The organism is Azospirillum sp., from assembly GCF_035627195.1.
GTDB lineage: Bacteria > Pseudomonadota > Alphaproteobacteria > Azospirillales > Azospirillaceae > Azospirillum.
This window is the reverse complement of the sequence record NZ_DASPMG010000003.1, coordinates 46,103-68,711: the sequence shown is the minus strand read 5'-3', so window position 1 is coordinate 68,711 and position 22,609 is coordinate 46,103. Positions and strand designations below refer to the sequence as shown.

The window sequence follows — 22,609 nt, the reverse complement described above, 5'->3', positions numbered from 1 at the left end:
GAGACTATTTTCCTTGACGAAGGCCGCTTGGTAGGACTATATGCTGTCCTGCCAAGCGGACACCCGTGTCTGCCACCACCGCCCGGCCTTCGGCCGCGGCGGTTTTTTTGTGGCGGCAGACCTCACCTTCGCATCGAGGAGACCTGCATGCGTGTATTCCGAACGTTCGAGGACGCGATGGGGGCGCCGACCGACATCGCAACGCCGTCCGACACCCGCTATGCCGTCGTTCTGGCAGCCGGCGTGCCCAAGAGCGTGGCCGTGCCCGCCGGGGCGACCAGCGTCATCTTCAACGCCACCGCCCCCTTCTGGGTGCAGTACGGGGCGGCGGCGGCGGTTCCGGCGGCCGACAACCTCGGCGGCGGCGCGCCCGAGCTGTCGCCCGCCGCCCGCCGCCTCGCGGGTGTCGCCAGCCTGGGCCTGGTGGCGTCCGAGGCGTGCGTCGTGTCGCTGAGCTTCTTCGGGGGGTGACCGCGCCATGACCGGACGCTACTCCCTGCCCATCGTGACCGTCCCGCCGGTCGACCTCACGCCCTACGCCTCCAAGCACGCCCCCGCCTTCACGGGGACCGCAGTGTTCGGCGGCGCGGCCCACCTGTCCGACGGCACCCCCGGAGCGCCGGCCCTGGCTTTCGCGGGTGACACCGACACCGGCCTGCACCGTCCGGGCAACGACACGCTGTCCCTCGTCGCGGGCGGCGTCGAGCGCGTGACGGTGGCGGCCGACGCCATCCGCCTGTCCGGCCCCGGAACGGTCCGGGGCGTCCTGCACGGCGGCAACTCCGACACCGTGCCGTTCGTCGGCAGCTACAACGCCGGCGGCGACCTGTCGGCGGCCACCTACGGCTTCGGTTTCATCAACCGCAACACCGACGGGCACCTGCGGCTCGTCTATCGCAAGGGGACGACGGCGGACGTCACCGCGCTTCACCTCAACCGCGACACCGGCGCCATGGCGTTCGGCGGCGCCATAGGAATGGAGAGCCTGCGCGTCAACGCGACGGCGAACGCGGTGAACCGCCTCCAGGTCACCGGGGCGGCGACGGGCGGCGCGCCCGCCCTGGCCGCCGACGGCGCCGACGCGCAGGTCGACCTCGCCCTGACGCCGAAGGGCACCGGCGGGCGCGTGCGCTTCGGCACCCACACGGCGACGGCCGACGCACCGATCACCGGCAGCATCGAGATCCGCGACGCGGGCGGCACGATCCGCAAGCTCGCCGTCATTTCCTGACCACGGGGAGGAACAGCATGGCTCTCATCAAGGCGACGCCCACCGAGTTCGGCGTCGATGCCACCTACTGGCACATCCTGGCGGTGCAGGTGGACCGCGTGCAGGCGGTGGCCCAGGTCACCATGGCCGGCTACCTCGACGCCGCCGCGCGGGCCGGCGGCTGCCGGCCGGTCGCCGTGGCGACGCTCACGCTTGGCGACGGCGACTTTCCGGGCAACGGCGATGGCCTGCGCTACGAAGCGCTCTACGAGCGCCTGAAGGGGCCGCGTCTGGCCGGGGGGCCGTCGCCCTTCGCCGATGCGGAGGACGCCTGACAAGCGCAAGCGCGGCCCGCCCGCCTAAAGCGCCCGGTCCAGCATCCGCCGGATGCCGTCCTCCAGCGTGACCCGCGGGCGCCAGCCCGGCAGCACGGGAAGGCAGCGCACCGGCCGGAAGATCTGGTGCGGCGGGTAGGGCCGCGCGCCCCAGCGCACCGGCAGGCGTTGGCCCGACACCGCCTCGAACAGCGCCGCGGCCTCGCGCAGCGTGACGAAACGCTCGGCCGGCAGGGCGAAGGTGGCGATGCCACCGCCCTCGCCCCCGCCTGCCGGCGGGGCGGCGGCCGCGGCCAGGAAGCCCCGCACGACGTCGTCGACGTGCACGAAGGAAACCTCCTGCTCGCCGGGCGTGGCGTCGGCCGGCTCGTCCGTGCCCAGGCGCCGGCGCCAGTCGGTGAGGATCTTGTTGCGCCAGTCGTCCTCGCCGTAGACGTCGTACAGCACCAGCGCGGTGGTCCGCAGCGCGCCGTGGTGCGCGAAGTGCTCGGCGAAGGCCAGCGCCGCACGTTTGCTGGCGGCATACAGGCTGTTGGGGCGGAAGCGGCCCGCCTCGTCGTATTCCCAGTAGGTGGCGGCGGTGACCAGATGACCGCCGCCCGCCTCGGCCATCGCGGCCATCAGTTGCAGCGGCATCAGCACGTTGCCGCCGACCAGCGCGTTCAGTGCCTCGGGCCCGGCCGGGGCCTGTTCGGCGGCGAGGTGGAACACGGTGTCGGGGGCGCTCGCCGCCACCGCCCGGCGCACGCTGTCGGCGGAACCGTCGTAGACGTGGGCCACCGCGGAACCGGGCAGGCGATCCCGGCCGGAGGACGGGCGCACCAGGGCATGGACCTGCCGGCCCGCCCCGACCAGCGCCGCCGCGAGCCGATGGCCGATGTATCCGGTGGCGCCGGTGATCAGGACGCTGCCCACGAGCGGCACCTCAGTCATAACCCAACTCCCTGAGCAGCGGGCCGAGCTGTTCGTTCAGCCAGTCGCGGCGGTCCGCCGGCAGGTCCAGCCACTCGCCTCGGCCGTCGAACAGCGGCTGGTTGATCTGCCAGTTCCGGCGGGTGCGGTGGCGCCGCTCCCGCTCGGCCAGCGAGATTCCCTTCTCGAAGACCCGGCGCACGGCGGCCAGGGTACCGATGCCGAACCACGTGCGCTGGACGGTGTGGTGGGACAGCATCCGTTCGTCGAAGGGCTCGCCCACGAAGGCGCAAACACGTTCCAGAACGCCGCGGCTGTCGGCGACCAGATCCTCGTAGCGGACCTGCATGACGCCGCCGTGCCGGCGCATCATCGCCAGGCCGGCGGTGTTCTCGGCAATCCACATGGCGACGCCGTCGGCGAGGTCGCCGGTCCGTTTGGCCACCGAGCAGGCGACGTCGCGCCCGTCGCGCACGACGTAGAGCACCGGCGCATCGGGAAAGACACGGCGTATGCGGTCGACGTCGTGAACGTGGCTGGGTGTCTTCTCGCAGATCCGCCGGATGCCGCGCTCCTCCGCCGTCTTCGCAAGGGAGACCAGGAGCCCCAGGCGGCTTTCCCAGTCGTCGCCATGGAACGCGTAGCTCTCGCCCGGATAGGCCATGATGCCGTGATGGGAATCCATCATGGCGGCGAGCAGCGACGTGCCGCTGTGCCCGCAGCCGACGATGAAGATCGGGCGCTTGCTCCGCGCCAGGGCCAGGTCGTCCGCGGGGAGCGGCGCTGCGGGCGCCGGCGCCGGCGTCCGCGCCACCTCCTCCTGCGGGCTCAACTCGATGTGCGCCAGCGCCATGCGCAGGTCCGGCCGGCCGTCCTGGTCCTGGGCGGTGGTCGCCGGATAGAGGAAGAGCAGGAGGTACGTGTGGTCGATCGGCGCGTCCAGGGCAACGGCCACCGTCTGCCAGCGCCCGGGCACGACATCGACGTCGATGAAGCGCGACGCCTTGCGCTCGAACGTCAGGCGGATGCCGACGGTGGTCACGCCGTCACCGGGCAGGACGCGGAACCGCACCCGGTAGTGCGTTCCCGCCGGGTTGGCGAAGGGGATGTCCGGCGAGATCAGACGCTGGTGCGGCACCTCGCCCGTGGTGACCATCCCCACGGCCCCGGCCGGCAGTCGGCCCCCGGCGAAGCGGTCGCCCTCCCCCGCCGGACGCAGCGACTGGGACCGCAGGGTCGCGGGATCGATGACCATCCGCATCGGGGAATGCGGCCGGGCGACCGCCGGCGGCTGCACGCTCTCCACCCGCCCGTAGATCGGCCGGGGCGGGTCCAGCCGCTCCTCCCGGATCAGCCAGGTCGCCGCGGACGACGTCACGGACACGGCGTTCCGCGCCCGCGCGATCTCGTAGATGTGGTCGCGCACCGGGAAACGCCCGCGCCGGTCGGGCCACGTCCAGTCGTCGCCCGCCAGGACGGCGTCGGGGAACAGCTTGTGCGCGTCCCAGAATTCCCGCCGCTGCTTCATGGCGTCGATGTAGACGAGGCCGGGCTTCACCCCGGCCTTCTTCAGGTACCGGTACGCGGCCGGCGCCGCGCGCCGCACCGGGATGAAACGGTCCTTGAACGCGCGCAGGTTGTTCAGGGCGATCCGGTAGGTGCCGTACCGTTCCACGAGGCGCGCGTAGCGTTCCAGTTCCACCCCCTGCAGCCAGTCCGGGCGCGGCTGGATCGTCAGCATCTGGGCGAGGCTGCCGCCCCATTCGTCCAGCCACGGATCGACGCCGATGACGATCAGGCGGTCGGACGCCTCAAGCCATTGCCGGGCCGATCCGCCCAGGAAGCAACCCACCTCGACCATGCAGCGGATGTCGTGCGTGCGGATGAGGTCGGTCACGAGGTCCCGCCCGCCGCCGTCCAGGGCGAAGGTGAAAGGTTCGGCTTCACGGGGATCCGGCAGGTCGGGCCACGGGTTGTCGCGTGCGAGCGCGCTCAGAACCGGATCGATTGCCATGCCGTCACCACCGTGCGCATCCTGTCGGCGCATCAAAGCCGGCCCGGCGGCAGCGGTCAAGGCCACGGTTATCGGGAGGGGGCGGCCGGGCGGCGATCGGGAAAGCCGGCGTCCTCGGCCTCATCCGCCTCGGCCGGGGACTGTTGACGCACCGACAGCCATCCATCGAGCGCCCAGGGGGTGAGGTAATCGCCGAGCGTCCGGTAGCGGATGACCGCCGGCCAGCGTCCGCTGCGCGCGGCCGCCTGCATGTCGGCCGTGAAGAACGACCAGTAGAACCTCTCGCGGTTCTCGAGGTGGTGCGCGTTGAAGGAATCGGCCGAGTGCAGGGGAAAGCCGCGGTTCGTCGCCGCGAAGTACGACATGTCGACGAAGCGGTGCCAGAACGGGTTGAACACCAGGGCGCCGGGCTCGGAGAAGAAGCGGATCCGCCGCGCCAGTGGCCAGCGGCCGACCTCCTCGACGTAATGGGTCGTGGCGCCGGGCACGAAGCCGAACACGTTCATGGTGCCGTCAAGCAGGTAGGCCGTGTTGTCGGCGGGATCGAACGCCGACAGCAGGACGTGTCCGTTCAGCCCACCGACCAGGATCGTCACGGTGAACGCCGGTATGCCGAGCGCCCACAGGATGATCATCGCCCGGACGGCGTGGTGTGTGCAGTTCCCCTGCGGCGACAGCAGCCATTCGTCCTCGTGCCGCACCTTGCCTTCGCAGGGGGTGTACGAGGCGAAGCTGCCGTGCGTGCGCAGCATCGCGTAGAGGACGAGGCGCTGGCGCTCGCCCAGCGTCGGATGACGGGTGGCGAGGAACGCCTTGTCCGCCTCGAAGTCTTGCAGGATCGTGGCCCGGATGTGCTCCGCGACGGGAACCGGCAGGTCCCCCGGAATGTCGAGCAGCGGACGCCAGAAGCGGGCGCAGAACTCGATATCCGCCTTGGGCAGGCCGAACTCCCGCCCGACCGGCCGCATCCCGTCGGCGGACACCGTGTAAAGGCGCCTGCGCCCGGGCAGCCAGTATCGGCCGGCATGCCCGAGCCATCCGCCGATCCGCTCCAGCACGCGCCCGACGCCGCCGGCGCGCTGCGTCCAGATGCGGACCTCGCCCAGGGTGCTGGTCAGGCCGGCGCGGCGGTCGTCGTCGTAGGGCGGGGTTGTCGGGTAGAGGAAGACGATCACGCCCGACGGCGCGCGCGGCACGTCGAAGGCAAAGGTGACGCGCTGCCATACCCCGGGCTCCACGGCCTCGACAGCGATGTCCGACCAATGGGCGTCGTCCGCGGGCGCGGTGACTCGCAGCCCCACGGTGGTGACCGATGGACCCGGGAGGATGAGGAAGGAGATGAAGCACCGCCCGGCTTCCAGGGGAACGGGAATGTGGCGGGACAGGCGCTGATGGCGGCTGCTGCCCAGGCTGGTGACGTGGGTGAGCGCGCCGGATCGCCTGCCGTTCGGCGCCGGCTCGGTCTTCAGGGAGTCGGCCAGCCAAGCCCCGTCGTTCAGGTTCTCGGCATGGAGCAGGACCCGCCGTTTCCGGAACGGCGGAGACGCCACCGGCCAGCCTCCGCCAGCGTCCGGCGCGGGGGGCTCCGGGGGCGGGGGCGCTGCCGTCTCGGCCACTTCCTCAACCGCGGGCTTAGTGACCCGCGCGGCCGGGATCCGCGTCAGCGTGACGGCGCCGGTGGCGCAGCAAAGTCCGGCCCGGCCGTCGTCGTCGGCCCCGCCCGTCGCGGGATAGAGGAACACCACCACGGCGGTGTGCGTGGCGGGCGCAGTGAACGATGCCTCGACGGTCTGCCAAGCTCCCGGTCGCACCGCCACGTCGACGAACTCCGTGCCGACGTCCCGGAAGGTGATGCGCAGCCCCACGGTGGAGACACCCGGCCCTGGGAAGACCTGCGCCTGGATGCGGTAGACGTCGCCGGCCCGGCCGTCCGACGGGACGTCCTGGTAGCGCAGTCGCTGGTGCGCGGCTTCGCCCGTCGTGGACCACGTGGGCGCAGCGTCCCGATCCCCGGGCGCATCCGGATCCGCGTCCGGCGCGGGCGGGGCGATGCTGGCGGACTCAGCCTCGGCCCGCAGCGACTGGGGAACGGCTCCGTGCCCGTCGAGGCGCATGGACAAGGAAGCGGCGGCGCCGACATACGGCGCCGCCACGCACAGGCAATCACGCACGCTGGTCTCCCGCTCCCCCGGTCACGCATCCAGACCGCGGGAGAACGCCGTCAATAGGGAATAAAGTCGACGTCGGAGTCCATGCCCAGCAGCTTGCGGCCCGACGGGTCCGGCCGGACGAGGCTGAAGCAGCCGAAGTCGTTCGCGAAGGACGTCCGGCGCAGGGTGAGGGCAATGTTCTTTTCCTCAAGCTCCGCCGGCATCCGTTCGCGGATGAGTTTGTCGTACGCGGCATGCGCGTGGGCGCGCACCAGATAGCACTTCGCGCTCGCGTTGAGCACCATCTTCCACTCGAACTGGTTCTTGAACAGGAAGTGGTAGGCCGCCGCCGTCAACTGCGGATAGCAGGGGTTCATGAAGTCGTCGAGGGCGATGATGCCGAAGTCGGAAACCAGATCGGCCGTGGCTTCCAGGTCGTTGATCAGCGAGTACCCGGTGTGGTCGCCGTCGATGTGAGCGAAGCGGAACCCGTGGTGCATGTTCATCAGGTTCCGGTGCGTCTTCAGCTTGCGCGACCAGGCGTGAATACCGATGTTGTTCTCCGGGTGGAACTCGCTGATCATCCGTATGACGTAATCGACGGCGTCGCCCGAGCAGTCGACCAGGGCCACCGGTTCGTCCTGCCCCATGTTCAGCGCGCCGAACAGCGCCGATTTGCCGCGGTAGATGCCGATTTCCAGGTAGCCGCCGCTCGCTCCGAGATGCGCCTGCTGCCGGAACAGAAAGTCCCAGACGAACATGTCGTTCTCATCGAAGAAACCGACGACATCCGAGTAGCGCTCTTTGTAGAATTCGATCTTCGACATGGTGAGCAGCCGTTTCCTTCGTCAGTGGCAGGGCCCGGGACAGGGGAGCGCGTGCCTTGAACGGTCATCCTGGGGGAGGCCGCCGCTACCCTGGCATACGGGACGCCGATGGTCAAACCCTCCCCCGTCGGCGCCGCTGCGCGGGGCGCAAACCGTCATGGCGGCGCACCGTCATGATCGTTCCGTCCCTGCCAGTGCGTCAGGGTTTCGGGTGGGAGAAGGCTTTCGAGCGAATCGTACCGGATCACGCCGTCGCCGTCGCCGGCCGCTCCCACTTCCTCGGCCAGAAACGAGCGGTAGAACATCCGCCGGCCATTGTAATGGTGCTCGTTGAACGACTCCGTGGAAAACAGCGGATACGGCTTCGCCTCGGACACGAAGTAGGACATGTCGACGAAGCGGTGCCAGAACGGGCAGTGGATCACGGCGTTCCCGCCTGAGAAATGCGCGCTCCGCCTGTCCGATGGCCAGTGCCTGATCTCCTCCATGAAGTGGCTGCCGGCGCCGTCGACGCACGCGAACACGTTCATCGTGGCATCGAGAAGGTAGGCCGTGCCGTTCGCCGGATCGTGGGCCGAGACGACGATGTGGCCGTTCATCTGCCCCGTCACGATCGTGACGGCCACGCTCGGCAGGCCAAGGGCCCACAGGACGATCATGATCCGGATGGTGTGGTGCGAGCAGTTGCCACGCTTGGACAAAAGCCAGTCCAGCTCCTGTTCCGGCGTGTTCCCGGACGCGACATAGGACGCGAAGCTGCCGTGGACGCGCAGCATCACGTACAGGATCAGGCTCTGGCGGTCGTTCAGCGCCGGGTAGCGGTCCGCCAGGATCGCGCGGTCCTCCTTGAACCCTTCGACGATCCGGGCGGCGAGAAGGTTTCTCAGCGGAACGGTCCCGTTCTCCGGATCGGGGATCAAGGGGCGCCAGAACCTGGCCACGAACTCAAGATCCGCCTTGGGCAGGCCGAACTGACGGCCGACGGGCTGAAAGCCGTCGTCACGCGGCGCGTGCAGACGGCCCCGGCCCGACAGGACGTGGCCGCGGACGAAACCGACCAGGCTTCCCAGGCCGCCGAGAATGCGGGCCATCGCCGGGCGGTATTCCAGCCAGACCGACACGTTGGCGACGACGCTGGTCGCCCCGGCGCGCGGATCGTCGTCGTGCGGCCCGGTGGCGGGATAAAGGAACACGCAGAGCTTGCGGCCCGACGGGGGAAGGTCGAAGGCGAAGCTCAGGCGTTGCCAGCGGTTGGGCGTGACGGTCCGGGCGTCCGTGCTCGTACCGGAAATTCCCGCGGTGAGGCGGACGCCGACGGCCGTCACGGACTCGTCGGGCAGCACGCTGAACGCGACGTGGCAGCGCACCGCGTCGCCGGTGATGCGAAAGACACGCGAAACGCGCTGGTGGGAACTGGCGCCGCGCGTCGTCACCTGCGTGGCGCGCCCCGCGTGTCCCGCGGACGGCAACACCCCGACGGGCGACAGGGAATCGAAGCTCCATTCGCCGTCGCGAAGGTCCCCGGCGCGCATCAGCGTCCGGCCTTTCCACACCGGCAGAATGGGATGGTCGTCGGCCAGGGCCTCTTCGCCGGGGAACGGTTGGAGGACGATCCCGCCGGGCGCGGCCGCGCCCGTCCGGACCGCCTGTTCCGCGGGAACGGATGCGTCCGCCGCCACCCGCCGGACCGTGATGGCGGCCGTGGCGCAGCGCAGGCCCGCGCGGTCATCGCCGTCGGAGGCGTCCGTGGCCGGATAGACGAACACGATCAGCTCGGCATGTCCGGCCGGCGCAGCGAACGTGGCCTCCAGGGTCTGCCACACGCCCGGCGTGACGGCGACGTCGGCGAACGCCGTGCCGTGGTCGCGGAAGGTGACGCGCAGCCCGGCGGTGGACACGCCCGGGCCCGGGAAGACACGGGCGCTCACCTGATAGGCGGCGCCCTTCCCTCCCCCGGCGTGGACCGTCCGGCTGCGCAGGCGCTGGTACGGCACTTCGCCAGTGGTCGTCCACAGGGTCGCCCCCTCCTCCGCCGCCAAGGCTTCCTCGAAGCCGGCAACGTCGGTTTCCGCACGCAACGACTGGGCAGCGATCCCGGCACCATCCAGCCGCACCGGCGCGCCGTCCTCGTCGGACGGCACCACGAGGGTGGCTTCGCTCACGCCCGGCTCCTCGTCACGTGGCGCTGTCTGCGGTCCGGACCACCGCCCCGTGCAGGTTGTCGGTCATCGCCCGGTTGGTCCGCACGAACTCGGCCAGCCAGCCGGTCAGCGCCTGCGGATCGGGCCGCCAGTCCGCCGCCAGCCGGGCCCGCAGCAGGTCGGCCGCCGCCCGCGGGTCGACGGGCAGCTTGAGCAGCACGTCGTCCGGAATCTCGCTGGAGAAGGTGGTTTCGGCGTCGACCACGCCGACCGCCGGGGAGCAGATGAGGCTCTTGACCAGCGATCCTTCGATGGGCGCCGACCACATGGACGGCACCAGCGTCAGGCGGGCCGTCCGCACCCGTTCCTCCAGCCCGGTTTCCCAGGTGATGGATTCGAACCGGCAGTTGGGCGGCGGCTCCTGCCCGATCATGCCGGCGACGAAGGGGAACAGGAACTCCACCTCGGGACAATGGCGCGCCACTTCCACCGTCCAGCTCATGCCCTTGGGGTCGAGGTGCCAGGCGTGGAACACCACGGGACCGGTTCCCGGCTCGGCGGCGACGGGCGGCAGCGCCCCGCCCGGAAACAGCAGCTCCAGGTCGGCGGTCCACATGCCGACCACCGGCACCGGGACCTGCGGCCCGAAGTGGCGCCGTGCCAGCGCCGCCTGGGCGCGGTTCTGGGCGAACGGCCGCACCCGGCCGGCGCGGGCCTGCATGAGCAGCAGCTTGGTGTACGCCATCGCCGCCGGATCGGCGATCGGGAACGGCTGGCAGCCCAGCGCCATCTGCCGGTCGAAGCTTCCGCCGGCGCATTCCGTGCAGGGCGAGAACATGCCCGGCCGGTGGTTGTAGCTGCGCACGCAGAAGAAGCTGCTGTCCAGGAGGTACAGGAGCACCGGCCGCCGCGCCCCCAGGATCAGGCTGTTGGTGCGGCCGAAACCCAGGCACTGCGGATGGATTAGCAGGATCTCGGCATCGGTGCGCGCCTGACGGTCCAGCACCTGGTCGACCACGGCGTCGCCGAGGTCGCGCGCCCGGTAGAACTGCACGTTGGGCACCAGCGCCGGCAGCGTCTCGCGCAGCCGCGCCACCAGCCGGCCGGCGCCGCCCGGGTCGTCGCCGTCGATGCCGAGTACGACCAGCCACTCGCGGCCGGTGTCCCGGCGCAGGAGCGCGGCGGAACGAATCTGGTCGGCCGAACCCAGCGGGTTGCTCTCCAGCGCCGCCGCCAGCAGCTGCTCCGCCTCGCCGTCACGGTGCAGCGCGCTGGCGAGGTCGAGGCGCAGGGCGCCCGGCATGCGCGGGTCGTCCATCAGCGTGCGCCGGATGGTGGCGGCGTCCGCGGCCTGCCCTTCGGCTTCCAGGACGTCGGCCTGCACCCGCCGGTACCACACGGCGTCGGCGCCCCCGGCCGCCGCCGCGGCGCCGGCAAGCGCCGCCAGTTCGGCGCGCTGCCCCTGCCGCCACAGGCGCGCCATCCGCGCCACCGGGGACGCGCCGGCGCCGCCCGGCACCGTCGGCGCGGACAGCGCTGGCGCCGCCTGGCCCAGGCGGCGGCGCAGCAGGCGGTCGAGCTGCTGCGCGCGGGCCTGGCGGTCGTGCCGGGCGCGTACCCCGGCGCAGTCGGCACCATCCTCGTCCACGTGCCGCTCCGCCAGCCGGATCAGGGTGGCCGCGGCGTCGGCCGGCGTCGCGGCGACCGCCGGCAGGCCCTGGAACGACAGCTGGCACAGCGGCGACCGCCCGAAATCGGCGGCGAGCACCACCGCCGCCCCGCAGGCGGTCCGGTTCAGCAATTCGGCGGCCGCCGCGATGCCCGGCCGGTCGGCGTGCAGCATCACCCGCGCCGAGCGGACCTGCCATTGCAGGCGCCAGCCCCACAGGCGCGGCCGGATGTGGCGGGCCACCGGATCGGGCACGCGCAGGCCCGGCTCCACATCGACGAAGAAGGCCGCCCGCAGCCGCCCATCCAGCACCGCCGGGCTCTCGGCCACCGCCTGCAGGCAGCGCAGGACCCCCTCGGATTCGGTGGTCAGCGTGCCGGCATAGACGATATCCCACAGGCCGTCGGCCATCGCCGCCGCCGGCGGATCCTGCCCGTCGGAGAACGGCAGCAGCCCGCTCAGCTCGCCGGTCCCCGGCCACGGCGCCAGGACATCGAAGCCGTGCGCGCGCGGTTCGGCGGCCGGGCTCGGCCCGCCGACGACCAGCCGCGGACGCCACGCGGTCAGCGATGGGAGACGGCTGGCGAACAGGTCCTGGTCGATGACGTGCAGCACGTCCGGCGCCATCCGCTCGATCTGTGCGGCCAGCACGCGCGTCATCCAGTCGGGCGCCGTCAGCAGGTCGGCGCAGCCCTGCTCGCGCGCCCAGCGCTCCTGGTGCTGGCGGGCGTTGGCGACGACCAGCGCCGCGTCCCAGCCGTGATCGCGCATCGGTTCCGCAAGGTCGCGCCCGATGAGAAGCCCGGATTCCGCGATGGCGGCGTGCTGTTCGGCCGCGCTCCGCGCGTCGAGCCCGTCATGGCCGCCGTAGAGCCAGGAAAGCGCAGCCTGTTCGAGCGTGACGATCTGGAGATAACGCATCCTGCGTTCCTGCACTGGCAAATGGGGGCGGCTCAGGCGAAGATCGGTTGCCAGGCCATGCGGCCCGGGTCACCGATGGGGGTGCGCTCCGGCCGCGGCTCACTATGCCATTCCATCGCCACGTCGAGGAACCGGTCAAATCCGTTGGCGTCGCGGTAGCGCTGCCCGGCCTCGGCCGAGCGGGCGGCGTGCTCGGGGTGCTCCTCCAGCAGGCGCGCCAGGGCGTCCGTGATCTCGCCGGCCTCCATCCGCTCGAAGGTGACGCGACCGGCCTTGTAGGCCTTGCTCTCCACGTCCATCCACGAGGCGGTGGGGACGACCACCGGCGCGTCGTAGTACAGCGCTTCCATCAGCACGCCCGAGGACATGTCGCGGTAGATCTCCGAATCGTACGGCAGAACGAAGGCGCCGGCGCTGCTCACCGTACGGTAGTAGTCCTCGCAGCTCAAGAAACCTTCGACAACCCTGACGTTGGGGTTCGCGGCGGCCAGTTCGCGGATCCGCTCGATTTCCGCGGCGAAGCGGATGCGATACCCCTCCACGCCGTGGATCTGGATGAAGTAGTCCGCCGGCAGGCCGCGCTCCAGCGCCTGCGTCAGCACGTCCGGCACGAGGTGGAAACCCTTGTCGGGCTTGATCTCGCCGATGTACAGCACGACCTGCGGGCGGCGCCCCTGGCGCGCGGCGCGGCCTTCGAGCAGGTACCGGGGGTCGGGCGTGCCGCACAGGGTGGGGTGGAAGCGGATCGGGCCGCCGTACAGCGCCGAGTACGCCCGGATGATCGATTCCGTGTTGGAGCAGAGGACGCAGTTCTCCTGCCCCGGGCGCGCGAAGCCGGCCAGCCCCGTGCGGTAGACGTTGGCCATCTCCAGGTCCTTGACGACGAACTCCGTCTCGGACTCGAACAGGACGCCGGCCTGGAGCATCAGCGATACGATCATCGTCGTGCGGTTGCCGGGGGGCAGCGACACGTTCCAGCGCTGGATCGCGTCGATGAGAAGCTGGTTGGCCGTCGGGAAGACCACGATGCTGTCGCGGAAGTCGTACTGCGCCGACAGCTCCTTCAGGTGCCTGAGGAAGAGCCGGTTGAGGTTCAGGTACTTCCAGGCCAGGGAGGTCGAAGGCTCGGTCGTCAGGGTGGTTTCGGTGAACAGCGGGATCAGGAAGGGTTCTTCCTGCGGCTCCGGCCGGAACAGCCGGTTGGCGAAGATCCGGCAGTCCAGGCCGGCCCGCCGGGCCGTGTCGGCCAGACCGACGGCGATGTTGTACATGTGCCCGCGCCGCTCGGTCAGCGCCGGATCGATGACGTAGAGCGACTTGACGCTTGCCGACATGTTAGTCCCCACCAGGAAGAGGCCGCATCAGTGCACGGGTGCCGGGATCGACGCGGAGCGGACCGGCGCCGTCGGCCGGATGGACGAGGCGACGACGCTTCGCATGCTCCGGCACCACAGCTCGAGGACCAGCGCCTTGAACGGCAGGTCGACCGGGCTGGCGCCGTACGACCGGTCGAAGCGCGCCAGATCGCGGCCGGCTTCCGGCGTCAGGATGCCGGCGCTCACCAGCACGCCGTCCTGCAGCGCGTGGCCGTAGGCGGCGAAGAGGCTGGTCAGCCATTCCTCGACCGGCGGCGTGAAGCCGCGCTTGGGCCGCAGCATGACTTCGTCGGGCAGGATGCCCTTCAGGGCCTGCTTCAGCCAGTGCTTGGGGTCCAGGTTGTCGTCGCGGTAGGTCTTGCGCAGCCCGATCACCGTCTCGGCCAGCCGGTAGTCGAGGAAGGGAAGGCGCTGCTCGATCGACGACGCCATGCCCAGGCGTTCGCCCTGCGTCACGCCGTTGCCCAGAAGGTACGTCTGACAGATGAGCTGCGTCACCGACACCGCCGGCCATTCCCAGAGATGGCTGCCGGTGAACAGGCGCTGCGCCGCGTCCTCGTCCAGCACCGCGCGGTACAGTTCGGTGAACGCGCGCTCACCGGCCCGGGCGGTGGATTCGAAACCGGGCGAGATGTCGTAGAAGACGAGCTGGTCTTCCGGCCCCAAGTCCGGCGCCGGCGCGTTGCGCCGCTGGAGGCGCGCCAGCGCCTTGTCGTGGCTGCGTTGCGCGGCTTCGGCCACCCAGGCATAGCCCCAGAACAGCTCGTCCGCCCCCTGGCCCTGCACCAGGACCGGGATGCCCGCCGCCAGCGCCGTGCGCATGACCATGTCGTAGCCGAAGCCGGAGATGTCGGCGATCGGGTCGTCGCGCCAGTAGACGAGGTCGGCGAAGCCGTCGGTCATCGCCTCCGTTTCGAGTTCGGCGTCATGGAAGACGATGCCGAGGGAATCGGCCAGCGCCTTGGCCTCCGCCCGCTCGTCGCACGGCGGCCGGCCGGGGTAGCCGACCGAGAAGGCGTGCAGGTTGCCGGGGTACTTGCGCGCCAGCAGGCAGGCGATGGCGCCGGAATCGATGCCGCCGCTCAGCGCCAGCCCGACCGGCACGTCGGCGCGGATGATGATGTCGCTGATGGTGTCGAGCTGCTCGGCGATCAGCGTGGCCGGGTCGCCCTCCAGCGGCTCCGCGCGGGTCATGTCCCAGTAGATCGTCTCGGAGATCGTCCAGGTGTCGACGTCGATCACCATCATGCCGCCCGGCGGCAGCTTGCGCACGCCCTTCAGCGGGGTGCCCGGCTCCGGCACGAACAGGTAATGGAAGTACAGGTTGATCTGCGCCGGGTCGAGCTGGAACGGCACCATGCCCGACCGCAGCAGCGACTTCATCTCCGAGGCGAACAGGATCTGCCGCGGCGTCTGGTAGATGTACAGGGGCTTCTCGCCCATGCGGTCGCGGCACAGCACGAAGCGGCGGCGCGTCTTGTCCCACAGCGCGAAGGCGAACATGCCGCGCAGCTTGTGGACGCACTCCAGCCCGTATTCCTCGTACAGGTGGATGATGGTCTCGCAGTCGCTGCCGGTGGCGAAGCGGTGGCCCTTGGCCTGAAGCTCGGCCCGCAGCTCGATGTAATTGTAGATCTCGCCGTTGGCGACGAGGACGATGGACTTCGTCTCGTTGTACAGGGGCTGCCATCCGCCGTGCAGGTCGATGATGCTCAGCCGGCGCATCGCCATGGAGATCCATTCGTCGGAATAGTTTCCGCCGCCGTCCGGACCGCGGTGCGTCATGGCCGCCTGCATGGCCGGCACGGGGTCGGCGGCGCCGGCATCCGGGTTGCGCCTGACGAGTCCGGTGATTCCGCACATGGCTGTCTTCCTTCCCCGATTACCGCGCTGCCGCCCGGCAGAACGCGTGCATCCGCTCGATCACATAGTCGATGTGCGGCTCCTGGAGCCCCGGATAGACGCCGATCCAGAAGGTGGAAGTCATCACCGTGTCGCTGGCGTCGAGCGAGCCGTGCACACGGTACCGCTGGTCCTTCATGTACGGCTGGCGGATCAGGTTGCCGCCGAACAGCAGGCGGGTGCCGATCCTGTGCTCGTTCAGGAACTTCACCAGATCGTCGCGCGAGAAGGGCGCGCCGGCGCGCACGGTGATCGGGAAGCCGAACCACGACGGTTCGGAGCGCGGCGTCGCCTGCGGCCGGATCAGGAACTCGTCCAGGTCGGCAAGCCCCTCGTGCAGGCGGGCGTAGTTCCGCCGGCGCGCGTCGATGAAGCCGTCCAGGTGGTCGAGCTGCGCCAGCCCGACCGCCGCCTGCATGTCCGTGATCTTCAGGTTGTAGCCGATCTGGGAGTACGTGTACTTGTGGTCGTAGCCGGCCGGCAGCTCGCCGAGCTGCTGGTCGAACCGCTTCTTGCAGGTGTTGTCCATGCCCGGCGCGCACCAGCAGTCCCGGCCCCAGTCGCGCAGCGATTCCAGCACGCGCTTGAGCTTGCTGTTGTCGGTGAACACCGCGCCGCCCTCGCCCATGGTGATGTGGTGCGCGGGGTAGAAGCTGACGGTGCCGATGTCGCCGAAGGTGCCGACCGGGCGCCCGTCGTACAGCGCGCCCAGCGCGTCGCAGGTGTCCTCGACCACGTACAGGTTGTGCGCCTTGGCGACGCGCATCACGGTGTCGAGGTCGAACGGATTGCCCAGCGTGTGGGCGACGACGATGGCCCGCGTCCGCTCGGTGATCGCCTCTTCGATCAGGTCGGCGCGGATGTTGTAGGTCGGGATGTCGACGTCGAGGAAGACCGGCACCAGACCGTTCTGCAGCAGCGGGTTGACCGTGGTGGGGAAGCCGGTGGCGCAGGTGATGACCTCGTCGCCCGGCCGCATCGGCCGGCGGATCAGCGGCGAGCACAGGGCCGACACCGCCAGCAGGTTGGCCGAGGAGCCGGAGTTGCAGGTCAGCGTGTGGCGCACGCCCAGCCGCCGGCGCAGGCGCTCCTCGAAGGCATCGTTGAAGCGGCCGGTGGTGAGCCAGAAATCGAGTGCCGAATCGACCAGCGTCCGCATGTCGTGCGCGTCGTAGACGCGGCCGGACACCGGCACCGGCGAGGTCCCCGCCTGGAACGGCTTCGGCGCGTGCGCAAGCCCGGCGTACCGTGCCGTGAGGTCGAGAATGAGCGCGCGCAGGGCGTCGGCATCCTGCAGAACGCTGTCGTTCAGGACCGGGTCAGACATCGGCGATGGGCTCCAGGGTCGGGCGTTCCGCCGCGGGGGCGGACGACGCGCGCTCGTACAGGTCGATCTGGTCGAGGGTGAAGGCCTGCATGGCGCGGCCTTCGGCGTGGGCGCGGTACCACGCCACGGTCTGCGTCAGGGTTTCCTCGAAATCCCACCGCGGCCACCAGCCCAGCAGGCGGCGGGCCTTGGTGGAATCGAGCGTGAGCAGCCCGGCTTCGTGCGGCTGCCGAGGGTCGGCGTCGACGCGCAGACGGTCGGGCGTGCCCCACAGCGCGCACACCGAGCGCGCGACGTCCAGGGTGGTGCGCTCGCTGCCGCCGTCGGGGCCGAAGTTCCAGGCGTCCCACGGCCCCTTGGGCCGGGTGCACAGGCGCTCGGCCACCGCCAGGTAGCCCGACAGCGGCTCCAGCACGTGCTGCCACGGGCGCACGGCGGCGGGCTGGCGGATGCGCACCGTCTCGCCCGCGGACAGCCCGCGCATGAGGTCCACCATCAGGCGGTTGGCGGCCCAGTCCCCGCCCCCCACGACGTTGCCGGCGCGCACCGACGCGATGCCGCCCAGGCGCTCGTCCGCGGCGAAGAAGGACTTGCCGTAGGAGGCGGTCACCAGCTCGGTGCAGGCCTTGCTGCTGCTGTAGGGGTCGTGCCCGCCCAGCGCGTCGCCCTCGCGGTACCCCCAGATGGTCTCGCGGTTCTCGTAGCACTTGTCGCTGGTGACGACGACCGTGGCGGCCACCCCGCCGACCCGGCGCACCGCCTCCAGGACGTTCACGGTGCCGATGACGTTCGTCTCGTAGGTCGCGACGGGTTCGGCGTAGGACTGCAGGACGAGCGGCTGCGCCGCCATATGGATGACGACGTCGGGCGCGCACCGCCGCAGCGCGGCCTCCAGGGCGGCCGGGTCGCGCACGTCGCCGATGGTGCTCTCCATCCCCGCGCCGACGTCGGCGGCGGTGAACAGGTTCGGCTCGGTCGGCGGCGTCAGGGCGTAGCCGCTCACCTCGGCGCCGAGCCGCTGGAGCCAGAGGCACAGCCAGCCGCCCTTGAACCCGGTGTGGCCGGTGACGAAGACCCGCCGGCCCGTCCAGAAGTCGCGGTTCATGCCCCCTCCCGCCACATCTTCCAGGGCGCTTTTCCGCTCTCCCACAGGCCTTCCAGAAGCTTGCGGTCGCGCAGCGTGTCCATGGGCTGCCAGAACCCCTCGTGTTCGAAGGCCATGAGTTCGCCGGCGCGGGCCAGCCGCTCCATCGGTTCGCGCTCCCACACCGTGTCGTCGCCGTCGATGTAGTCGAGGGCGCGACGCGACAGGACGAAGAAGCCGCCGTTGATCAGGCCGCCTTCCGACACCGGCTTCTCGTTGAAGTCGCGCACCATCCCGCCCTCGATCTCGAGCGCGCCGAAGCGGGCGAGCGGCCGCACGGCCGTCACCGTGGCGGTGCGCCCGTGCGACTTGTGGAAGGCGATGGCCTGTCCGATGTCGACGTCGGCGACGCCGTCGCCGTAGGTCATGCAGAAGGTGTCGTCGTCGCCCAGGTATTTGGCGATCCGCTTGATCCGCCCGCCGGTCATGGTGCTGTCGCCGGTCTCCACCAGCGTGATGCGCCAGGGGTCGGCCGCGCTCTCGTGCACGGTCATGCCGTTGCACACATCGATGGTGACGTCCGAGACGTGCAGGTTGTAGTGGTAGAAATATTCCTTCAGCACATAACCCTTGTACCCCAGGCACACGATGAAATCGTGGATGCCGAAGTGCGAGTACATCTTCATGATGTGCCAGATGATCGGCCGGCCGCCGATGGAAACCATTGGCTTTGGTTTGGTCTCCGTCTCTTCGTTCAGGCGGGTGCCCAAACCTCCGGCAAGGATGACGGCCTTCATGATTGCTGTCCTTCGCGACGAAGCGAGCCTGTTGGGTGATGGAGGGTGGATCGGCGCTGGTCCGGCCGGGTCATGCCGCCACGGGATCGGCGCAGCCCGGCTGCGGTGCCGGCGCCGGGCCGGACGACAGCGGACCCACGTCGTACTCGTGCTGCCCGTGCTCCTCGAACCACCGCTGCAGGTCTGCCCGTCCCTCGGCCGTGAGCAGGTCGAAGGCCTGTTGCAGGTCCGGGCGCAGGGCGTGGATCACACCGGCCAGCCGGCTCACCGGCTGGCCGCGGGCGCCCATGTCCTCGTCGTTGGCCGCCGCCGGTTCGAGCGGCTGGCTCAGCAGCCGCTGGATGTCGGCGATGGTGCCGATGCCCACGCCCAGCCCCTCGCGGCGGCCCCACAGCCAGATCCACGCGCAGACGGCGGCGAAGCCTTCGGCGGTGGACGGGTCATAGCCGCCGCGCAGGTCGTCGCGCCGCGTCCACAGGCGCAGCACCTCCAACACCGTGGTGTCGGCCAGCGCGAACGACGTGGCCCCCTGCGCGCCGACCCGCTGCGCCAGGGCGGCGAGCGTGGTCTGCGGAAACTCGGCGGGGCGCGCCGTGCGGGACCAGTTGGCCAGCCCGTCCACCCCGGACGGGGTGAGCAGGTCGAACTGTTCCATCAGGTCCGCCCGCAGCAGGTAGAGCCCGACGGCGAGGTTGCCGAGCCCCGCGGCCTTGGCATACGGGAAGAGCGGCGTCGGCGCGTACAGCGCGCCATAGACGTCGACCCAGCCGGCGGCGCTGAGGCCCAGCCGCTCCTGGTGGCCGTGCAGCGCGCACCACGTCAGCAGGCCGATCCAGCCGGCGATGCCGTCCAGCGGATAGGCGTCCTGCAGGTCGCTGCGCGTCGACCAGAAGGCGTGCAGCACGTCGACGGTGGCGTCGGCCATGCCGAAGACGCGCAACGCCTCGCGATCGATGACGTCCCGCGGATCGGCCATCCACAGCGCCGGCCGGCGCACCCCGCCGGTCTCGTGCGCGGTGTCGGGACGGATGCAGAATTCCGACAGCCGGAGGACGCTGGGGGTTCCCATCTGGCGCACCGCCAGCTGGGCGACGCCGCTCTGCGCCAGCGCGCCGTCCGGGACCGGGAAATGGTAGGCGTGCCAGCCGGGCTTGACCGACACGGTGCGCATCAGGCGGGTGCCCCAGTAGACGCCGACCACGATGGGGGCGTCCACCCCCGACGCCAGCGTCATCTCCACCGCCATCGGCGTTTCCCGCGCGGCAACCGAGAAACGCAGCACGGCCTCGGGCAGGGTCGTCTGGGCGTATCCCGTGGCGTAGCCGTTCCAGCCGGTGCCCAGGTACATGTTCCCGGCCAGCGGAACCTGATTGGCGTCGATGCCGCAGGGGAACGCCTCGCCGAATCCATAGCCCGGGATGGCCGGCCGCGATCCCGGAGGCAACCCGTGCTCGCGGGCCAGCGCCTGCGCCTCGGCGTTCTGCACCATGGTGACGCCGATGAAGTCCAGCAGCGCGCGGTTGCGCGGATCGAGGCCGAGCGAGGGGGGCAGGTCGAGAAGCTCGGGCACGGCCACCCGCTCCCCGCGCTCCACGGTCGCCATCGCCGAGGTGGCGGCGAAACGCTCGGGCATCGACAGCGGCCGGCGGAACCGCGGGCTCAGGTCGTCGTAGAGGTCGAGCAGCTGGCGGGCGGCGATGTCGTCGGTGTGCCGCACCTCGATCGTCCGGCGGGCCCGCCGTCCCATGCGCCACAGCTCGCCCGGAGCCTGCACGAGGTCCACCAGCGCCGCCGCGAACGCTTCCGTTCCGCCACCGTGCGGGACGAGGCGGCCGTTGTCGCCATCGACGATCACGTCCCGGAAGGCGCCGCGATCGAAGGCGAGCAGCGGCAGGCCGCAGCTCATCGCCTCGATGGCGGCGGGGGGGACGTGGTCCGACGGTGTCGGCATCAGCATCAGGTCGGCCATGCCGTAGAAGTCGGCGACCCCCCGTTCCGTCAGCGAGTGCCCGTACAGCAGCGTCGAGATATCCAGGCGGGTGCGGTCGAACGTCGGGAATCCCAGGAAGACCAGCACGACCTTCTGGGCCAGGCACAGCTCGCGGAACGTCGCGCTTTCCAGGGCGCGCAGCAGCGTCGCGTAGATTTCCGGCTCGCCGCCCGAGCGCGCGCTGTGCTCGTCCATGTGGCAGAGCAGGACGACGGAGTCGTTGTCGATGCTGCACTGCTGGCGGCTATCGATCCGGCGCCGCCAGTCGGACGTCCGGTAGATGGTGCTCGGCGTCGGGTGGCCGATGACCTCGACCCGCTTGTCGCGGAACAGCGGGCTGCGCCGCACCTGCTCGGCCACGAAGGGCGTCGGCGCGACCAGCGTCAGGTCGAGGTCGGCCAGCAGGGCGCGCTTGTCGGCCAGATGCCGGCCGGCCAGGACGTTGGGGTCGTAGGGAAGCTGCTCGCAGGGCGAGCATTCGCCAAGGTGTCCCTCGCAGCCGAAGCGGTCGCGGCAGCCGCCGGTCAGCGGCCGGTCGTCGTGCACCGACCAGACCAGCGGCCGGCCGGTTTCGCCCAGCCGCCGGATCGACAGCGGCGACAGGAAGTCGGCGACCGAGTGCAGATGCAGCGCGCGCGCCATGCGCGCGACCGGCAGCACCGAGACGTCGACGCCCGGGACCGGCAGCGTGAACTCGACCACGCCGTCGTTGATCGGGCAATTGCGGCGATACGGGTTCACCACCGTGTCGTTGAAGAACCGCTTGGCCTGCGCCTCCACGCCGTCGTCCGGAACCTCGCGCCGGTCGACGCCGAGGGCGCGCGGGTCGCTGCCGCCCCGGTCCTTCACGACCAGGAAGGACTGGCATCCCTGGCCCAGCAGGCTGCGGTGGGTGCGGGACGCGGCGGTCCCGGCGGCGGTCCGTCCGTCATCGGTGCTGAAATGACAAACCAGCATGTCTCGATCGGCCTTCGGGTTGGGGGCTCGCGAACGCGGTCAGGCCGGGGAAACGGCCGTGGGGGCGCCAAGGAGGCTGAGCAGAGCCTGCTCCATGAGCGCGGAATTGTGGTCCTTGCCGATCACCGACTGGTACGCCAGCATCACGTCCGCGGCGAAGCCCGGAAGCTTGATCAGCACGGAAAACGCGAAAAGGAGCAGCATCGCCCGTTCCCGGGGGCGCGGCGGCAGGCGCAGGACGTGTTCGATCGTGCGCAGGTAGCGCGCCTCGGCGGCGGTCGGGCTCTTGCCCAGCCGGTCGAGGAGAGCGGCGGGTGACGGCGCGCCCACCAGATCGGTCAGGTAGCGGACCGTATCCGGGCGGGTCCGGGCGTACCGCTGGTGATCGAGTTGGGCAAGCCAGAAGCCGTTGTTGATGAGATAGTCGTGGATGACGTGGAACTGGTCTTCCGTCTGGTAATACTCGTGGAAGCCCGGTTCGGTGTCCACGGCCACCAGACGGTCGAAGGCGTCCTGGTGCAGGTTGCGCAGGATGCGCAGGTCGCAGCCCTGGGCATCGACCTTGATCCAGTCGATCTGCGGCAGCCTCAACTCTTCCAGAGTGCGGTTGAGCGACGTCGCCCGCACCTGCACCTCCCGCTTCACCTCGAAGAACTCGTGGAAGCAGTAGTGCGCCAGCACGGGGTCGTTGGGGTACAGGTGGCTGCTGCACGACGGATGCGCGGTCAGCACGATGCGCATGGTCTGGTCGCGGTCGTTGTCGCACACCGCCGCCTGCACCAGCGCCGCCTGCCGGAACCCTTCGCCGAAGCCGCGGTCGATGTCGCGGTCGTCGGGGTCGTAACCGATCAGGTAGGAGTATTGCTTGATCGGCTGCCAGATGGGCAGGGCCGGACCGGAGCAGCCGATATCCAGAAGCACCGGCGTCAGACCGGTTGCCGTCAGAACGCTGTCCAACACCTGCGCTTCCATTCACCACTCCGAATAAGCTCAATGT

General features: G+C 70.5%; 16 protein-coding genes. 3 read left to right on the top strand and 13 right to left on the bottom strand.

Annotated elements, in window-relative coordinates; genetic code table 11:
• Window positions 1-147: 147 nt before the first annotated feature.
• Genes VED21_RS00325 through VED21_RS00315 form a run of 3 tightly spaced genes read left to right on the top strand, consistent with a single transcriptional unit; the run spans window position 148 to window position 1,545 of the window.
• Window positions 148-471 carry an NAD/NADP transhydrogenase alpha subunit-like protein gene (locus tag VED21_RS00325; RefSeq protein WP_324880309.1) on the top strand — a complete coding sequence of 108 codons (324 nt, stop codon included), beginning with the start codon at window positions 148-150 and terminating at the stop codon, window positions 469-471.
• A gap of 7 nt (window positions 472-478) precedes the next feature.
• Window positions 479-1,231, top strand: a complete 753-nt coding sequence (locus tag VED21_RS00320; protein ID WP_324880308.1) for a hypothetical protein — start codon at window positions 479-481, stop codon at window positions 1,229-1,231.
• Window positions 1,232-1,248: 17 nt separating this feature from the next.
• Entirely contained in the window at window positions 1,249-1,545 is a 297-nt protein-coding gene (locus VED21_RS00315; RefSeq protein WP_324880307.1) for a hypothetical protein, read from the top strand.
• Window positions 1,546-1,569: 24 nt separating this feature from the next.
• Here VED21_RS00315 and VED21_RS00310 read toward each other — a convergent pair whose 3' ends face one another.
• From VED21_RS00310 to VED21_RS00250, 13 genes are all read right to left on the bottom strand, one after another.
• Complete coding sequence (locus tag VED21_RS00310) at window positions 1,570-2,478, bottom strand: NAD(P)-dependent oxidoreductase (RefSeq protein WP_324880306.1); 909 nt, start codon at window positions 2,476-2,478, stop codon at window positions 1,570-1,572.
• Window positions 2,471-4,471 (bottom strand): sulfotransferase, encoded by a 2,001-nt coding sequence (locus VED21_RS00305; RefSeq protein WP_324880305.1) that lies wholly within the window; start codon window positions 4,469-4,471, stop codon window positions 2,471-2,473. Before VED21_RS00305 ends, VED21_RS00310 begins: the two co-directional genes overlap by 8 nt.
• A gap of 68 nt (window positions 4,472-4,539) precedes the next feature.
• Window positions 4,540-6,642, bottom strand: coding sequence for a hypothetical protein (locus tag VED21_RS00300; protein ID WP_324880304.1), 2,103 nt, complete (start codon window positions 6,640-6,642; stop codon window positions 4,540-4,542).
• 50 nt (window positions 6,643-6,692) lie between these two features.
• Window positions 6,693-7,448: a class I SAM-dependent methyltransferase gene (locus tag VED21_RS00295; protein WP_324880303.1), complete on the bottom strand. Its 756-nt coding sequence runs from the start codon at window positions 7,446-7,448 to the stop codon at window positions 6,693-6,695.
• A gap of 155 nt (window positions 7,449-7,603) precedes the next feature.
• Window positions 7,604-9,610 carry a hypothetical protein gene (locus VED21_RS00290; RefSeq protein WP_324880302.1) on the bottom strand — a complete coding sequence of 669 codons (2,007 nt, stop codon included), beginning with the start codon at window positions 9,608-9,610 and terminating at the stop codon, window positions 7,604-7,606.
• A 13-nt stretch (window positions 9,611-9,623) separates the two neighbouring features.
• Window positions 9,624-12,179, bottom strand: a complete 2,556-nt coding sequence (locus VED21_RS00285; protein ID WP_324880301.1) for a hypothetical protein — start codon at window positions 12,177-12,179, stop codon at window positions 9,624-9,626.
• A gap of 32 nt (window positions 12,180-12,211) precedes the next feature.
• Window positions 12,212-13,513: a glycosyltransferase gene (locus tag VED21_RS00280; protein WP_324880300.1), complete on the bottom strand. Its 1,302-nt coding sequence runs from the start codon at window positions 13,511-13,513 to the stop codon at window positions 12,212-12,214.
• Between the two features lie 27 nt (window positions 13,514-13,540).
• Window positions 13,541-15,418 carry an asparagine synthase (glutamine-hydrolyzing) gene (gene asnB, locus VED21_RS00275; RefSeq protein ID WP_324880299.1) on the bottom strand — a complete coding sequence of 626 codons (1,878 nt, stop codon included), beginning with the start codon at window positions 15,416-15,418 and terminating at the stop codon, window positions 13,541-13,543.
• Window positions 15,419-15,437: 19 nt separating this feature from the next.
• Window positions 15,438-16,784 (bottom strand): lipopolysaccharide biosynthesis protein RfbH, encoded by a 1,347-nt coding sequence (gene rfbH, locus VED21_RS00270; RefSeq protein ID WP_324880298.1) that lies wholly within the window; start codon window positions 16,782-16,784, stop codon window positions 15,438-15,440.
• On the bottom strand, window positions 16,777-17,889 hold the full coding sequence (rfbG, locus tag VED21_RS00265; protein WP_324880297.1) for a CDP-glucose 4,6-dehydratase: 1,113 nt from the start codon (window positions 17,887-17,889) through the stop codon (window positions 16,777-16,779). The genes rfbH and rfbG overlap by 8 nt, the downstream gene beginning before the upstream one ends.
• Complete coding sequence (gene rfbF, locus VED21_RS00260) at window positions 17,886-18,665, bottom strand: glucose-1-phosphate cytidylyltransferase (protein WP_324880296.1); 780 nt, start codon at window positions 18,663-18,665, stop codon at window positions 17,886-17,888. Before rfbF ends, rfbG begins: the two co-directional genes overlap by 4 nt.
• Before the next feature lie 70 nt (window positions 18,666-18,735).
• Window positions 18,736-21,612, bottom strand: coding sequence for a glycosyltransferase (locus tag VED21_RS00255; protein ID WP_324880295.1), 2,877 nt, complete (start codon window positions 21,610-21,612; stop codon window positions 18,736-18,738).
• A 39-nt stretch (window positions 21,613-21,651) separates the two neighbouring features.
• Window positions 21,652-22,584 carry an FkbM family methyltransferase gene (locus VED21_RS00250; RefSeq protein WP_324880293.1) on the bottom strand — a complete coding sequence of 311 codons (933 nt, stop codon included), beginning with the start codon at window positions 22,582-22,584 and terminating at the stop codon, window positions 21,652-21,654.
• Window positions 22,585-22,609: the final 25 nt, after the last annotated feature.